The organism is Cucumibacter marinus DSM 18995 (assembly GCF_000429865.1).
GTDB classification, from domain to species: Bacteria; Pseudomonadota; Alphaproteobacteria; order Rhizobiales; family Devosiaceae; genus Cucumibacter; species Cucumibacter marinus.
This window is the reverse complement of sequence record NZ_KE386978.1, coordinates 423,223-437,622: the sequence shown is the minus strand read 5'-3', so window position 1 is coordinate 437,622 and position 14,400 is coordinate 423,223. Positions and strand designations below refer to the sequence as shown.

Genomic DNA, 14,400 nt, shown 5'->3' with positions numbered 1-14,400 from the left:
GGTCGAAGCGGCAAGAGCGGGTGAAGCGGGCAAGGGGTTTGCGGTGGTCGCGGTTGAAGTGAGACGGCTGGCCCAGAGCGCTGCAGAGGCTTCTTCCGAGGTGAAGAGCCTCATTGAGCAGAGCGTCACTGAAGTCGATGGCGGGACCAAGCTCGTGGCCAAGGCTGCGGAGAGCCTGTCCTCGATGCTGGAGGCAGCGCGGTCGAACACGGAGCGGATGATCTCGATCGCACGCAAGAGCCAGGAGCAGGCGGCCTCGATCGAAGAGGTCAACCAGGCCGTCAGGCAGATGGACGAGATGACCCAGCACAATGCTGCGCTTGTCGAGGAGACCAACGCCGCCATCGAGCAGACGGAAGCACAAGCAACAGAGCTCGATCGTATTGTCGAAGTGTTCAGAATCAGGGCTTCGGGTGACAGCGGATCTGCCGACAAGCCGTCACACCGTCCGGTGGAACCCAAACGCGGCATCCGAGCCTTGCAGGACAAGGTCACCAAGGCGGCCAAGACTTATCTGACGCGGGGCAATGCAGCCGTGGACGAAGAATGGGCCGAATTCTAGGTCGAATTTCAGGCCCAGGCGCCCGCTTCCGAAGACGATTCAGACGGCCCCGGCTGGGGGCCGTTTGTATTTAACAGAAATGTGCAAGGCATTGGCAATCGGGCGTTGAACATGCCTTGAGATCGGCGTGGCAGGTCCAGTCGGGCTTGGCTTTACTTCTCGATGCACTCCAACCAAGAGGCGTGAGAGGCCAATGACCAAAACCGCAACACTTATCGCCGCCTTGATGCTGACCTGCGGCCAGTTTGCCGGCGCCGCCATGGCGGCACCTCAGAACAAGGGGCAGCCGGCGGATACCATTCATCCCAATATTCACGACAAGGTCGGCCGCGGCGACGGCACCAATGCCAACCCCAATGGCGCCAACGCCAATGGCGGCAATATCCATGGGATCGGCAATAACCCTGGCCAGTCGGGCTCCAACCCCAATGACGACGGGGTCAATGGGCAGGCCAATGAGCTTGAAACGATGCATGGCGGCATCGGCGCCTATAACAAGAACGCGAATTGACCACCGCGTCTGCCATGCCAAGGAGGCCGGGCATACCGTGCCCGGTCCTTCCCGCGATCAGGCGATTGGACCGCTGACCGAACTGTGAGGGTGGCCAACCCGTTAGTCGGCGGGGCACCGCGTCCATTGCTTGGCATTGGCCCAGTCCGACATGATCCCGCTGGCATCCTTGTCCGCCAGCAGGAAGGCGTCTTCGGATATCCATTCGGCAACCAGCGATTGGCCATTGTCGGCCCACCATGGGTTGCGTCCGCCAAACGCCATCACGTCCCATTCTCCCATATCGCCGCCCGGTGTCGCCACGTGAATCCGGAACTCGCCAACGGCGTCGATGACGGCGGGCGTTTCGCAGTCGGCATCGGGCACATTGACGATCACCCCTTCTGCATCGGGGAAGGCGATCATCCAGGTTCCGGCAAACGGTGCAGCCGGCGCCGGCACCGCGTCTTCGCCAACAGCTGCTCCCGTCATGCAAGCCGCCAAAAACCCGAATGCTGCGAGCAGCGCGCGAACTGACTTCATAAAACCGAACCTTCTGAAATTCCTCTCAAATCATTAGTTCGTGCGATCCCGCTAGCCAAGCGGAACCTTGCGCCTCCAAAGCTTTGTCGAGGCATTATCACTCTGTCGAGATTTCACTGATAGCGTGATGAGTCACACGATCTGCGCGCGGTTCAGGGTGACGAACAACACGGCATTCAACAGGGAGCTTGCAGCTTGCCGGAACATGGTCCGGCGCGGCGAATGCATGCCTGCGCTCGGCGCCCTCAAGCGCCTTTTTGTCGACATTCGTGATGGCGGCGACCCCGCAATGCTCGCACCATGTCTCGGCGAGCTGGCCTGGTGCTGCATGCGCCTGGGTCTCGCTGCCGAAGGCCTCGATTGCGCGCTAGCTGGGCAAAAGCTCTACTCCCGCGCGCCCGACCCGGCAGGCGAAGCCCGTTGCCTCTCGATTACAGCCTTTTTGTTGTTGGATCTGGGGCTGTCCGATGAGGCGTTCGAAACCGCGGAAGCGGCGGTCGAGCTGGCTGAATCCAGCACCGACAGCGCCCTCCAGGCTTTTGCGCTGAACGCCAACGCCTGCGCGTTGGCCATCTGCCGCCACCCCGATCTGGCCCAGCCATTGCTTGAGCGCGCCATTGATTTGGCCCGGGCGGCAGGCGACGAGGTCGAAGAGGCGTTCTGCCTGGTCTCCAAGGGATTTTGCCAGGCCAAGATGGCAGACTTTCACGAGAGTCTCGGCGAGGCCGGGCTTGCCGCGCAATGGAACGATCTGGCCGCGGAAACGACTGTAAGCGCGCTTGAAAAGGCAGAGGCCTGTGGCGATCTGTGGTGCCAGCGTGCCGCGCTGGCCAACGGGGCCGAATTCGCCCTGCGCCTTGGCGATGCGGAACTGGCAAGTGCCTGCCTTGCGCGCCATGCCGATCTGCCTGGTGATCCGGGGGTCAGCCTCACCATTCACTATCTTTACACCCTTGCTGCGGCGCACAGGGCCGCGGGCAGGCTGGCAGAGGCCCGCCGGGCCTGCCACAAGGCCCTCGCCATGGCCGAACAGAACAAGCTGATCGATCATCAGCTCAATGTCCTGTTTCAGCTTTGCGCGGTCGAGGAGGCGGCAGGCAACCACCGCGAGGCTTTGGCTCTCCACCGACGCTTTCACGATTGCTATGTGGCGCAATCGGGCGAAGTCGCCCAGCGCCGGGCCAAGCTGGCGGCCATACGCTGGGAGGCCGACCAATGGCGCGCCCGCGCTTCCGAGCTCGCGGATCAGGCCCTGCTCGACCCGCTGACCGGGATTGCCAATCGCCGCGCCTTTGATTCGGCATTCCGCGATCTGGACGGGCAGGACTTCACCCTCGCCATTCTCGATCTTGATCACTTCAAGGCGGTGAATGATTGGAACAGCCACGCTGTCGGTGATGCGGTTCTCAAGCGCGTCGCTGCCATTCTGGGTCGGGGCCTGCCGCCCGGGGCGCTATTGGCTCGGCTCGGTGGCGAGGAATTCGCGCTTCTGTTTCCGGCCACCGAGCTGGATCATGCGGTGCGCCATTGTGCGGACCTTCTCCACCGGCTGCGCGATGAGGACTGGAGCCTGATCGCGCCCCGGATCGAGATCACCGCCAGCATTGGCCTCGCCCATTCCGAGGGTACCGAGTTGAGCGCCGAGGTCATGGCGCTTGCCGACGAACGGCTTTACGCCGCCAAGGCGGCAGGCCGGAACAGGCTGGTCGCCGCTGATCATGCCATCGGCGCCGAAAACGCATTGGGATGATCGGCTCTATTCTGTTTCGAGGAACCGACGCGCCGCGCTGCGGAATGCGTCTGGCTGATCGAGATTGGCGCAATGTCCGGCGCCAGGCATCTCGATGAGCGTGAAATCCGGCTTGGCCTTCATCGTCTCGAGCGTCGGGCCCAGGGTGGCGTTGATATCCCGGTCGAGACTGCCGCGCAGCATCAGGATTGGACGGTCGAACTCGACCGCTGTCTGGCGATAGTCATATTCGCGCAGATTGATCAGCAGCGGGTGCAGGATCTCGCGATCGAACTGCCCCAGCACATGCCGGATCAGGCGGCGCACCGGCTTGTGTTTCGAGGTCGCCCACCCGCCGATAAAGGCGATGGGCTTGGGGCCGATCAGCCGGTAGAGGAACGGCAGGAACGGCACCAGATAGGCTGGCGCCGAAAGGCTGTAGGTCGTTCCGAACGTGAGGAGCCGCCGGATGTGTTCGGGGTTTTGCCGGATCACTTCGAGCGCGATCACGCCGCCCATGGAATTGCCGATCCAGTCGGCCTGCCCCATGCCTTCGGCATCCATCATTGCCATGATGTCTTCGGCCAGCACATTCATGCCGAAATTCTCCGGCGTCGGCTTTTGTGGCCGGCCCGACTGGCCGTGCCCGCGCACATCGGGCACCAGCACCCTGTAGCCGGCCTCGCCGAAAAACCGGCCATCCTCGGCAAACTGGATCCCGGCCGCCGCCAGCCCGTGGCAGATGACGAGCGGATGCCCGTTCTCGGGCCCGAACATGTAGTAGCAAAGGTCGATCCCCTCACGGCTGATCCGCCGGGCGGGAGGAAGGTCGGGCGGGATAAATGGTTCTGACATGTTGCGTCCCTGATCTCGCTGGAGAGGCGAACCCGCGATTCGTCCCCGCCCCAAACCGGCTGCGTGTAACCTAGTGCCCCAAGGCCCGGTTACAAGAGGACTTGTCCTAGGCGTTGCCGATCAATATGCCGGCCGCGAAGACCAGTGAGCCGCCGAACACCACCATCAGCACTGCGCGCCAGAACGGGGTGTCCATATACCTGTTCTGGATGAAGGCGATGGCCCACAGTTCGACCAGCACAACCACCATGGCGATGATCGTGGCTGTCCAGAATTCGGGAATGAGATAGGGCAGGGCGTGGCCCAACCCGCCAAGGGCGGTCATGATGCCTGCGGCGAAGCCGCGCTTGACCGGCGAGCCGCGGCCGGTGAGCTTGCCATCGTCCGAAGCGGCTTCTGTGAAGCCCATGGAAATCCCGGCACCGACCGATGCGGCCAGGCCCACCAGAAAGGTGGCCCAGGTGTTGTGGGTGGCGAAGGCGGCGGCAAAGATCGGGGCCAGGGTGGAGACCGACCCGTCCATCAGCCCGGCAAGACCCGGTTGCACATAGGTCAGAACGAAGCGCCTGTGTTCCTGGCTCTTTTCCTCATCGATCGCGGTTTCGTCGAGATGGGTTTTTTCGAGCTGATCCGCGGTTTCCTTGTGGTGTTGCTCCGCAGCGGCGAGATCACCCAGGAGCTTGCGGATCGCCGCGTCCTTGGTGCGCTTGGCGGCTTCCGCATAAAAATTTCCGGCTGCCTCTTCCATCTCCCAGACCTGCTGGCGGATGGTCTCGATCCCGAGATTGCGCATCAGCCAGACCGGTTTGCGTTCGATGAAGCCGCGAATGTGCTCGCGCCGGACCAGCGGAATACGGTCGCCGAATTTTTTCACGAACAGATCGATCAGCCACTGCCGGTGCGTGTGCTCTTCCTCCGCCATGCCGTCAAACACCTTGGCGGAGGCGGGAAACTCTTCACGCAGCATGTCGGCATAGGACTGGTAGATGCGCGCATCATCCTCTTCCGAGGAAATGGCGAGCGCCAGGATCTCGCGTTCGTCGAGACTGTCGAACCGCCGTTTGTTCCGGCCCAGCAAATGCGTCAGCATCGCAACCCTCGTTTCGGCGCGCCGCGTTCAAGCCGTTGACGCGCCTTGTGTTTGCCCTGCCACCACTGTGCGGTGGACAAGAGCGACAATCAAGACGCGGCTTGACGCAGGCTTCGTGCCGGTCAGCCTTTTGTCCGGGTTGCGCCAGCTCCGACTTGCCGCCAAAGTCGCTGTCTGCCGAATTGGCAGCTTGCGTATCGAGCCGGGCCGCTCCGACCATGTTCAGTGAACCCATCATCGCCCTGACCCTTGTCGCGCTGCTGGTTTATGCGCTGGCTGCGGACTGGATCGACAGGTCACCGCTGTCGGGGCCGATGATTTTTACCGGCTTCGGCCTGTTGATCGGACCGCTCGGCTTCGGTCTTGTCGATCCCGTTGCCGGCGATGCGGTGTTCGTTCTGGCCACCGCCACTCTTGTGATCATCTTGTTCCGCGACGCGGCCAATATCCGCCTCAGGCGCAAGGTCGACCAGCGCGAAACGGTGAATCTGACCCTACGGCTCCTGCTGGCCGGCATTCCGCTGACCATCGCCCTGGGCACAGCCTTTGGCTTCGCGCTGTTTCCCAGTCTCTCCTTTCTCGACGCCGTGATCCTCGCCATCGTCCTCACGCCCACCGACGCGGCCCTCGCCCAGCCGGTCTTTGCCAACCGCACAATGCCCGAGCCCGAACGCGAGGCGCTCGACGCCGAAAGCGGCCTCAATGACGGGTTGTGTCTGCCGCTCCTGCTGATCGCGCTCGATCTGTCGACGCTTGAAGGCGCGGGGCAACACTGGCTCGACCATGTCGGCCTGTTTGCCGGCCACATCATTCTGGGGCCGTTGGCCGGTGTCGTGATCGGCGCAGGCGGCGCCTTCATGGCGCGTCACGCCTTTGCCTGGAAGATCGCGCGCCCCAATAGCCGCACACCGCTGATGGTCATCCTGGCCGGGCTCGCCTATGTCGGGGCGGAACTGATCGGGGGAAACGGCTTTCTCGCTGCCTTCACAGCAGGCCTCGGTTTCGGCATTGTCCTGCCGCGCCCCATGGTGCAGGCCGCCTCCAACTTCGCCCAGACCGAAGGCACGATTCTCACAAGCCTGACTTTCGTCCTGTTTGGTGCCGCCTTCCTGCCAGCCGCGGCGGGCAGCGACCTGTTCTGGCCGGCCATTCTGTTCGCGGCGCTTGCACTTACCGTCATGCGCATGCTGCCGGTCTATCTGGTGCTCGAAGGCACGCCAGTCAGTCCGGTCCATCGGCTGGTGCTGGGCTGGTTCGGCCCGCGTGGCATCGCATCGATCCTCTATTTGCTGGTGATCGCGGACAAGGCCGGTTACGCCCCTCTTGAAGACATCAAGGCGATCGCGGTCTGGGCTATTGGCCTGTCGATCCTCCTGCACGGCGTAACCGCGCCCCTGATCGCACGATTCTATCCTGCCGTGAACGGAGGCAAACCGTGACCGACAGTCCCGCCATGCGCTACATCCTCGATCCTTCGACCCCGCTCGGCGAAGAGATCCGGCGCATCGCATTCGAAAAACTCGATGGCATAGCCTCCGATCTCGCCGAGACCGGGCCGGGCCGGGCCGCTGCCGTGCACACGGCCCGCAAGCGCATCAAGAAACTGAGGGGAGTGCTGCGGCTGATCCGGCAGGGGGATCTCGGGTTCTACAAGCAGGGGAACCGGGCCTTGCGCGATCTCGCCCGCGCCATCGCGTCCGAACGGGCCGCTGGCGCGCGCCTCAACACCTTTCGGGCCCTGCCCGCGGATCTCGTGCTCGATTTGCCGGTAACATTGGCCATGCTCGAAGAGGCATTCGATGCCGAGCACGAACGCAGCCTTTCGAGCAGCCCGGACATCGCGGCCGCATTGGAGAGAACGGCACGCCTCCGCGCCGATTTCGTCGCTTTCTCGCTGCCGGACAAGTCCGGCCCGGTGAAGCTGCTGCGGCAGGGCGTTCGCGCGTCACGCAAGGTCGCAAGTGATCAGTTCCGGGCATTGGGCAAAAGACCGTCAGCCGGCACCCTGCATGAATGGCGCAAATCGGTGAAATATCACTGGATGCACACCCAGCTGCTGCGCGACGCACTGCCCTATGGCAAGCCCTATCGCGCGGCACTCAAGGCGCTGGCCGACCTCTTGGGTGAGCACAACGATCTTGCCGATCTCGAAAGCTGGTTGCGTGACACCGCGTCAGTCCGCCTGCCGGTCGGCGAACGCGATCGGCTCTTGCCGGTGCTGGTTGAACGCCGCGCCGAATTGGAAACGCTGGCCCGCGATCGCGGCAAGGCTGTGCTTGTCATCGAAAAGCCGGGGCTTGGCGCCGCCATTCGCGCCGCCTTCAAGTCTCGCGGCACCTAGTCTATGCCATTGGCCCGCTGGATCGCCCTCACATAGTCGATGATCGGGGCAATCTCGACCTCGGTAATCCCCTCGACGGGTGGCATGTCACCATAGCGCCAGTGATGCGCCCGTACCCCGTTCTGAGCCGCCAGATAGAAGGCCGCGTCGGGGTGGTGAGACGGCTCGTAGATCTTGTGGACCAGCGGCGGCCCCTGATCGGTACCCGCGGCCTGGTCGCCATGGCAGGACCGGCAATATTGTCCGAACAGGGCTTCGCCCGTTTGCGCGGTCGCCGTCATTGCCGGCGTGTTGAGCCCCGTCAGCGGATCCGGCCCCGCTTTTTGAGTTCCGGTCCACACGATTGCACCCAGCAAGGCGACAACGACGAACAGCAATATGAGGCCCTGGCGCATGCGGTCTCCCTTCTTTGATTGAAGGGTCTAGCTCTTCCACCAACTGGAAGGTCAAGGCGATGGGCCTGTTTGCTCTTATTCGCAGATCTGCGCCGTGCAGGTCCGGCCATGACAGCCGAGATCGAAATGCAGGTGATCCTTGTGCAGCGCATTGGCGGTCGGGCTGAGAACGGTGGCAAACCGGGCGCAGGCCAACCGTTTGGCGTGGCGCAGAAAGGCCTGTTTGGGCCCGGGCTCTGGGGGCACGGCACGAGCCTCATCTTCCCCGTCTGAGGCGGGGGTCGGCTCCACCCAGTCGGTCAGAACCGAGATGCGGGTGCCATCTTCGAACACGAAGCCAGAGATATCGAGCGCATTGCCGAAACCATGCTCCGATACCTTGCCGGCGTCCGCATTGTTGCGGCGGCGGCAGACATAGCCTGGTCCGGTCGCCATTTCGGCAATCCGGCTGCCGAGAGCGGCCCGGGCATAGCGGTCGAGCTCTTTGAGCCATTGGGCGGTCTCGGTGGCCATGGCGCAACCGAGCACCGGGCCGCCGGACAATCGAACATCGCCTCCAACCGTCCGCACGCCCGTGAGCGTCAGCGGGGTGGTTATCGCGCACGCGCCCTCGGTGATCGGCATGCCCGCCTGCGCGTCGATCAGGCCGCTGAGCATCGCCGGGCAAGCCTGGCGATGCGGGGCGGGTTTCTGGTCTTCAGGTGGCGGCGGTGGAACGGCCGGGCTTGCCATGTCCTCCTCGGTTTCATTACCGGGGCCATCGGTCTCTTCGTCAGCTTCTTGCTCCGGCCGTGCCCGGGGCAGGGGTGGGGCGGAGGACGCCTCAACCGATTGAGGGCGCTCCCGCGGCAGCGGCGGTGTTGGGGCTGCGGCGTCCTCTTGGGCCAGCGCCGCAGTCGCGATCAGGCCGGCCATCGTGACGGCGATCAAACCAACCATCGGATTGGTGCGGCGGAGGCGGCGCAATGCAATCATGCCGCCAGTGTGCCCGGCATCTGGGCCAGATTGAGACCCCTAGGTCTTCTGCGCATCTTTCATGTCGATCCGCAAGGTGAAGCAATTGTTCGTTGCCGAACGCATATGCACATAGGCAACCCGCGGATCCGCAAGCATCACCGTCGCCCGGGTCTCGATTTCGCTGGGCGGTACCAGGGCGCCGAGCCCGTAGACGATCCGGTCACGCCGGGAATAGCCCTTGAGCAGCACCAGATCGGCATGGAGCGTGCGGGGCGGCAGCCCGGCCTCCCGGTCGTACGCGACACAGAGCTCGGCATGCAGGAAGATCGGGCCGGTTTCGGCATAGGGCTGCAGGCTTTCGAAGGGGCGGTAGCCAAGGATCAACGCGTCTTCGCCTGGTTCCACATAGCCAAGGCAATGCCGGCACGGCATGCGCTCGGGGGCAGTCACCCGTTCGGGGGGTTGGTCATTGTCGTCGGTTCCGCCGGCCCACAAGGTCTGGGCGCGTTGGGTCGGCATGCCTGAATATGAAAGTGACATCGGGCGATCCTCCTTGAGTTTCGCCCTGGTTTTATGTCCGGTAGCCGTGCCGGGACGACCCGGATTTGACTTGAGGGCGTATGTTTGTCCGCAAGGCTTCATTCACCATCTTTGAAGCGGCGCCCAAACCTGCTAATCACCGGCGCCAATGAAGGACCCATGCCCGTGACGCCGCTCAAGAATATCCGCAACTTTTCCATCGTCGCCCATATCGATCACGGCAAGTCGACCCTTGCCGACCGGCTGATCCAGAACACCGGTGCGCTCGACACGCGCGAGATGAAGGAGCAGGTGCTCGATTCAATGGATATCGAGCGCGAGCGCGGCATAACCATCAAGGCCCAGACCGTACGGCTCGAATACAACGCCGCCGATGGCGAGCACTACGTGCTCAACCTCATCGACACGCCGGGCCATGTCGACTTCGCCTATGAGGTCAACCGTTCGCTCGCCGCCTGCGAAGGATCGCTCCTGGTTGTCGATGCGTCCCAGGGCGTCGAAGCCCAGACCCTTGCCAATGTCTATCAGGCCATCGAGGTCGATCACGAAATCGTCCCGGTCCTGAACAAGATCGATCTGCCCGCCGCCGACGTCGATCGGGTCAAGCAGCAGATCGAGGACGTGATCGGGCTCGACGCGTCCGATGCCGTCGAGATCTCGGCCAAGACCGGGCTCGGCATCGAAAAGGTGCTCGAAGCCATCGTCACCCGCCTGCCGCCGCCTGAGGGCGACCCCGACGCACCGCTCAAGGCCATGCTGGTCGATAGCTGGTACGACGCCTATCTCGGCGTGGTCGTGCTGGTGCGCGTGATCGACGGCAAGATCAGAAAGGGCCAGAAGGTCCGCATGATGGCCACCAAGGCCACCTATGAGCTCGACCGCGTGGGCGTGTTCACACCCAAGCTGGTCGATCTGGGCGAGCTCGGCCCGGGTGAGATCGGCTTCATCACCGCCTCGATCAAGGAAGTCGCCGACACCAATGTCGGGGACACCATCACCGACGACAAGAAACCCTGCGCGCAGGCGCTGCCCGGCTTCCGCCCGGCCCAGCCGGTTGTGTTCTGCGGGCTGTTCCCGGTCGATGCCAACGACTTCGAGGACCTGCGCGCCGCCATGGGGCGGCTGCGGCTCAACGATGCCAGCTTCTCCTACGAAATGGAAACATCCGCCGCACTCGGTTTCGGCTTCCGCTGCGGGTTCCTGGGGCTCTTGCATCTCGAGATTATCCAGGAACGGCTCAGCCGCGAGTTCGATCTCGACCTCGTCGCTACCGCTCCTTCGGTGGTCTACGAGATCGGCATGACCGATGGCACCATGCTCGAACTTCACAATCCCGCCGACATGCCCGACCCGGTCAAGGTCGATCACATCAATGAACCCTGGATCAAGGCGACGATCCTCACCCCCGATGACTATCTCGGCGCCATCCTCAAGCTGTGCCAGGAGCGCCGCGGCATCCAGACCGATCTCTCCTATGTTGGCTCCCGCGCGCTGGTGCAGTACGATTTGCCGCTCAACGAAGTGGTGTTCGACTTTTATGACCGGCTGAAGTCGGTTTCCAAGGGCTATGCCAGCTTCGACTATCAGATCTCCGATTATCGCGAGGGGGATCTCGTGCGCATGTCGATCCTCGTGAATGGTGAGCCGGTCGATGCACTCTCGATCCTGGTGCACCGCTCCCAGGCCGAGTACCGGGGCCGCGCCATGTGCGAAAAGCTCAAGGAACTGATTCCCCAGCACCTGTTCCAGATCCCGATCCAGGCGGCGATCGGCGGCAAGGTCATCGCCCGTGAAACCATCCGCGCCCTGCGCAAGGATGTGACCGCGAAATGCTATGGCGGCGACGCCACCCGCAAGCGCAAGCTTCTCGAGGCCCAGAAGAAGGGCAAGAAGAAGATGCGCCAGTTCGGCAAGGTCGAGATCCCGCAAGAGGCCTTCATCAAGGCCCTCAAGATGGATGGCTGACCGGGAGCGCCGCGCATAGTCGCCGCCGCCCTCACTTGATCTTTCGCCCCGCCTTCCATTCTGCCAGCCGCTGCGCGCTGCCGGGGGCCAGGCAGTTCATGCCGAACCCGGTCAGCGCCGGCATGCCGCCTTCGAAGAACGCGTCCGGAATGACGTAGTCGATCTCGCGATCCCCTTCCTCGAGATCGAGATCGGCTTCCTTCAGCTTGGGGAAGCTCGAAGAGAGCAGGTGGGTGATCGTCTCCTGGCTGACCGGCCCCCCGCTCACCCCTATCTCGTCAAGCCAGGCCGAAAGGTCCGCGAGGGTGTCGTGCCGGACAGACCGGCTCATGGAGAACTGCCCGTGAAGGCTGAGGTCCTTGAGGTTCGGCGCGGCGTTGAAGATACCCGTAATATCCCCGATCCGACCAAAGCCGCGATGGCCATTGAAGAGTTGCTCCATATCGCCCAGCGACAGGTTCTCAAGGGCCGGGAAATGCCCTTTGGCAAGGCGTGAAACCGTCGCCGACATGTCGAGGCTTTTCGGGCGGCCATTGGCGTAGTCGTGCGAGGTGCCGATCATCATGGTGGTCACCTCGCCCGCCTCCCGGCTTTTGGTCAGCGCATCGATCAGGCTGGCCTGGTCGGCGTCGGGCGCCGCCACGAACAGGAGCGATTTGGCCGGGTGCGGGAAAGCGCGCACCGGTTCACGGCGGTATTCGGGGTTCGGACCAAGCCCGATCCAGAGATCTTCGCCGGTCAGCGAGCAGCGCTCGCGCCCATAGTCTTCGAGTGCGCGGGCAAAGGGTGTCTTGAAAAAACGGCTGAAGATCACGGCATCCTCTCGGCTGAAGACAATTCTTCAGGTCCCCGCGCGTTCTTCATGCCCGAAACTCTGGTAACCTGTTGCGGCGATGAAGAAAAGCCAATCCGGACAAACGCAGCGTTCCATCAAGCTCGCCCTTGACGTCGACTATCGCGAAGAAGGCGGAGCGGTCGCCGCGGGCGTGCTGTTTGCCGATTGGACAGATCACGGTCCCCAGAAGGTGCTGACGGCCCGCTGTGCCGAAGTCGCGCCCTATCGACCCGGCTATCTCTTCGAGCGCGAACTGCCTTGCCTGATGGCAGTGATCGAGCAGCTTGAGAGCCTGCCGGACGCAGTCGTGATTGACGGATACGTCACCCTGGGCGCCGACCGCCGCGATGGTCTGGGCGCCCACCTTCATCATGCGCTCGGCGGAGCTGTCCCGGTAATCGGTGTCGCCAAGAACCGCTTCCGCGACACCCCGCCAGAAACCGAAGTGCTGCGGGGCAGGAGCGGGCACCCGCTATATGTCACGGCCATCGGCATGGATGAGGCTGAAGCCCGCCAGCACATTGCCGACATGCACGGCCCCTACCGCCTGCCGACCTTGCTGCGCCTTGCCGACCGCGCCTGCCGCGAGGCCTGAACCCGGACGAATAAGGCCGGCGCGATGGCCGGCCCTCAATCCGATGATGCTGTTGCCGCTTAGTAGCGGTAGTGGTCGGGCTTGAACGGGCCCTGCGGGCTCACCCCGATATAGGCTGCCTGTTCGTCGCTGAGCTTTGTCAGCTTGGCACCGAGCTTTTCGAGATGCAGCCGCGCCACCTTCTCGTCGAGCGTCTTGGGCAGCACATAGACCTTGTTCTCGTACTTATCCGCATACCGCCACAGTTCGATCTGGGCCAGCGTCTGGTTCGAGAACGAAGCGCTCATGACAAAGCTGGGATGCCCGGTGGCATTGCCGAGATTGACCAGCCGGCCTTCGGACAGAAGGATGATCCGCTTGTCATCCGGGAACGAGATCATGTCGACCTGCGGCTTGATGTTGGTCCACTTGAAATTCCGCAGGCCCGCGACCTGAATCTCATTGTCGAAATGGCCGATATTGGCGACGATCGCCATGTCCTTGAGCCGGCGCATATGATCGACGGTCAGGATGTCCTTGTTGCCGGTCGCGGTGATCACCACATCGGCGCGCTCGATATCGTCTTCGAGAGTAACGACCTCATAGCCGTCCATCGCCGCCTGCAAGGCGCAGATCGGATCGGCCTCGGTCACCAGCACACGGGCGCCGGCGCCACGCAGCGACTGGGCCGAGCCCTTGCCGACATCGCCATAACCGCACACGATCGCCACCTTGCCGGCCAGCATCACATCGGTGCCGCGCCGGATGGCGTCCACAAGGCTCTCGCGGGTGCCGTATTTATTGTCGAATTTCGACTTGGTCACCGAGTCGTTCACATTCATCGCCGGGAAGGGCAACCCGCCCTTTTCCTGCAGCTGGTAGAGCCTGACGACGCCCGTCGTGGTTTCTTCCGAGACGCCGCGAATGTTCTCGCGCACCTTCGAATAGAACCCCGGCTCGCGCGCCAGCCGCTTCTTGATGGTGGCGAAAAAGGCTTCTTCTTCCTCGTTCTGCGGATTGGTGACCACATCGGCATCGGCTTCCGCCCGGGCACCATTGAGCACCAGCATGGTGGCATCGCCACCATCATCGAGGATCATGTTGGCGGTTTCGCCATTACCCCAATCAAGGATCTTGTCGGCAAACTCCCAGTATTCCTCAAGGGTTTCACCCTTGTGCGCGAACACCGGAATGCCGGCGGCCGCGATGGCGGCGGCGGCGTGGTCCTGGGTCGAGAAGATATTGCACGAGGCCCAGCGCACTTCGGCGCCCAGCGCGACGAGCGTCTCGATCAGAACCGCGGTCTGCACCGTCATGTGCAACGAGCCCGCAATGCGCGCGCCCTTGAGCGGCTGTTCGCTGGCGAATTCCTCGCGGATGGCCATCAGGCCGGGCATTTCCACCTCGGCGATCTCGATTTCCTTGCGGCCGAAATCGGCCAGCGAAATATCGCGGACGGCATAGTCGGTGGATGTCATGGGGTCTCGCCTTTCGTCTCGTGCATGAAGGCCGGCCTTTGCGCCG

The 14,400-nt window shown here is 63.1% G+C and carries 15 protein-coding genes; 7 read left to right on the top strand and 8 right to left on the bottom strand.

Annotated elements, in window-relative coordinates; all coding sequences use genetic code 11:
- Both G489_RS0115520 and G489_RS0115515 read left to right on the top strand, forming a co-directional pair.
- A partial coding sequence (locus tag G489_RS0115520; RefSeq protein ID WP_029042287.1) for a methyl-accepting chemotaxis protein occupies positions 1-562 on the top strand: 562 nt, incomplete at its 5' end.
- A 193-nt stretch (positions 563-755) separates the two neighbouring features.
- Complete coding sequence (locus G489_RS0115515; protein ID WP_029042286.1) at positions 756-1,073, top strand: hypothetical protein; 318 nt, start codon at positions 756-758, stop codon at positions 1,071-1,073.
- A gap of 102 nt (positions 1,074-1,175) precedes the next feature.
- Here the strand turns inward: G489_RS0115515 and G489_RS0115510 are convergent, their stop codons facing one another.
- Entirely contained in the window at positions 1,176-1,595 is a 420-nt protein-coding gene (locus G489_RS0115510) for a hypothetical protein (protein ID WP_029042285.1), read from the bottom strand.
- Between the two features lie 127 nt (positions 1,596-1,722).
- Between G489_RS0115510 and G489_RS0115500 the strand changes: the two genes are divergently transcribed.
- On the top strand, positions 1,723-3,345 hold the full coding sequence (locus tag G489_RS0115500) for a GGDEF domain-containing protein (RefSeq protein WP_081691621.1): 1,623 nt from the start codon (positions 1,723-1,725) through the stop codon (positions 3,343-3,345).
- Between the two features lie 6 nt (positions 3,346-3,351).
- On the opposite strand, the gene G489_RS22025 is transcribed toward G489_RS0115500, so the two are convergent.
- Positions 3,352-4,179 carry an alpha/beta fold hydrolase gene (locus G489_RS22025; RefSeq protein ID WP_051332715.1) on the bottom strand — a complete coding sequence of 276 codons (828 nt, stop codon included), beginning with the start codon at positions 4,177-4,179 and terminating at the stop codon, positions 3,352-3,354.
- A 106-nt stretch (positions 4,180-4,285) separates the two neighbouring features.
- Complete coding sequence (gene mbfA, locus G489_RS0115490; protein ID WP_029042282.1) at positions 4,286-5,269, bottom strand: iron exporter MbfA; 984 nt, start codon at positions 5,267-5,269, stop codon at positions 4,286-4,288.
- A gap of 218 nt (positions 5,270-5,487) precedes the next feature.
- Here mbfA and G489_RS0115485 point away from each other — a divergent pair, with 218 nt between their 5' ends.
- Both G489_RS0115485 and G489_RS0115480 read left to right on the top strand, forming a co-directional pair.
- Positions 5,488-6,708, top strand: a complete 1,221-nt coding sequence (locus tag G489_RS0115485; protein WP_029042281.1) for a cation:proton antiporter — start codon at positions 5,488-5,490, stop codon at positions 6,706-6,708.
- Entirely contained in the window at positions 6,705-7,610 is a 906-nt protein-coding gene (locus G489_RS0115480) for a CHAD domain-containing protein (RefSeq protein WP_029042280.1), read from the top strand. The genes G489_RS0115485 and G489_RS0115480 overlap by 4 nt, the downstream gene beginning before the upstream one ends.
- Here the strand turns inward: G489_RS0115480 and G489_RS0115475 are convergent.
- From G489_RS0115475 to G489_RS0115465, 3 genes are all read right to left on the bottom strand, one after another.
- Positions 7,607-8,005 carry a c-type cytochrome gene (locus G489_RS0115475; RefSeq protein WP_029042279.1) on the bottom strand — a complete coding sequence of 133 codons (399 nt, stop codon included), beginning with the start codon at positions 8,003-8,005 and terminating at the stop codon, positions 7,607-7,609. The genes G489_RS0115480 and G489_RS0115475 overlap by 4 nt on opposite strands.
- Before the next feature lie 75 nt (positions 8,006-8,080).
- The gene (locus G489_RS0115470; RefSeq protein ID WP_162142446.1) at positions 8,081-8,737 is read right to left on the bottom strand and encodes an extensin-like domain-containing protein; all 657 of its coding nucleotides are present in this window, start codon (positions 8,735-8,737) and stop codon (positions 8,081-8,083) included.
- A 282-nt stretch (positions 8,738-9,019) separates the two neighbouring features.
- On the bottom strand, positions 9,020-9,502 hold the full coding sequence (locus tag G489_RS0115465; protein ID WP_029042277.1) for a DUF1203 domain-containing protein: 483 nt from the start codon (positions 9,500-9,502) through the stop codon (positions 9,020-9,022).
- 159 nt (positions 9,503-9,661) lie between these two features.
- On the opposite strand from G489_RS0115465, the gene lepA reads away from it, so the two are divergent.
- Entirely contained in the window at positions 9,662-11,467 is a 1,806-nt protein-coding gene (gene lepA, locus G489_RS0115460; RefSeq protein WP_029042276.1) for a translation elongation factor 4, read from the top strand.
- Positions 11,468-11,498: 31 nt separating this feature from the next.
- On the opposite strand, the gene G489_RS0115455 is transcribed toward lepA, so the two are convergent.
- Positions 11,499-12,281 (bottom strand): hypothetical protein, encoded by a 783-nt coding sequence (locus tag G489_RS0115455; protein ID WP_029042275.1) that lies wholly within the window; start codon positions 12,279-12,281, stop codon positions 11,499-11,501.
- Positions 12,282-12,360: 79 nt separating this feature from the next.
- On the opposite strand from G489_RS0115455, the gene G489_RS0115450 reads away from it, so the two are divergent.
- Positions 12,361-12,897 carry an endonuclease V gene (locus G489_RS0115450; protein WP_051332714.1) on the top strand — a complete coding sequence of 179 codons (537 nt, stop codon included), beginning with the start codon at positions 12,361-12,363 and terminating at the stop codon, positions 12,895-12,897.
- Positions 12,898-12,956: 59 nt separating this feature from the next.
- Here the strand turns inward: G489_RS0115450 and ahcY are convergent, their stop codons facing one another.
- On the bottom strand, positions 12,957-14,354 hold the full coding sequence (gene ahcY / locus G489_RS0115445; protein WP_029042273.1) for an adenosylhomocysteinase: 1,398 nt from the start codon (positions 14,352-14,354) through the stop codon (positions 12,957-12,959).
- Between the last annotated feature and the right edge of the window lie 46 nt (positions 14,355-14,400).

Bases quoted from the DNA above. Each gene is read 5' to 3' on its own strand.
- G489_RS0115515 (WP_029042286.1), top strand. From the start codon at position 756: ATGACCAAAACCGCAACACTTATCGCCGCCTTGATGCTGACCTGCGGC.
- G489_RS0115485 (WP_029042281.1), top strand. From the start codon at position 5,488: ATGTTCAGTGAACCCATCATCGCCCTGACCCTTGTCGCGCTGCTGGTT.
- G489_RS0115475 (WP_029042279.1), bottom strand. From the start codon at position 8,005: ATGCGCCAGGGCCTCATATTGCTGTTCGTCGTTGTCGCCTTGCTGGGT.
- G489_RS0115450 (WP_051332714.1), top strand. From the start codon at position 12,361: ATGAAGAAAAGCCAATCCGGACAAACGCAGCGTTCCATCAAGCTCGCC.
- G489_RS0115465 (WP_029042277.1), bottom strand. From the start codon at position 9,502: ATGTCACTTTCATATTCAGGCATGCCGACCCAACGCGCCCAGACCTTG.
- G489_RS0115500 (WP_081691621.1), top strand. From the start codon at position 1,723: ATGAGTCACACGATCTGCGCGCGGTTCAGGGTGACGAACAACACGGCA.
- lepA (WP_029042276.1), top strand. From the start codon at position 9,662: ATGCCCGTGACGCCGCTCAAGAATATCCGCAACTTTTCCATCGTCGCC.
- ahcY (WP_029042273.1), bottom strand. From the start codon at position 14,354: ATGACATCCACCGACTATGCCGTCCGCGATATTTCGCTGGCCGATTTC.
- mbfA (WP_029042282.1), bottom strand. From the start codon at position 5,269: ATGCTGACGCATTTGCTGGGCCGGAACAAACGGCGGTTCGACAGTCTC.
- G489_RS0115470 (WP_162142446.1), bottom strand. From the start codon at position 8,737: ATGGCAAGCCCGGCCGTTCCACCGCCGCCACCTGAAGACCAGAAACCC.
- G489_RS0115510 (WP_029042285.1), bottom strand. From the start codon at position 1,595: ATGAAGTCAGTTCGCGCGCTGCTCGCAGCATTCGGGTTTTTGGCGGCT.
- G489_RS22025 (WP_051332715.1), bottom strand. From the start codon at position 4,179: ATGTCAGAACCATTTATCCCGCCCGACCTTCCTCCCGCCCGGCGGATC.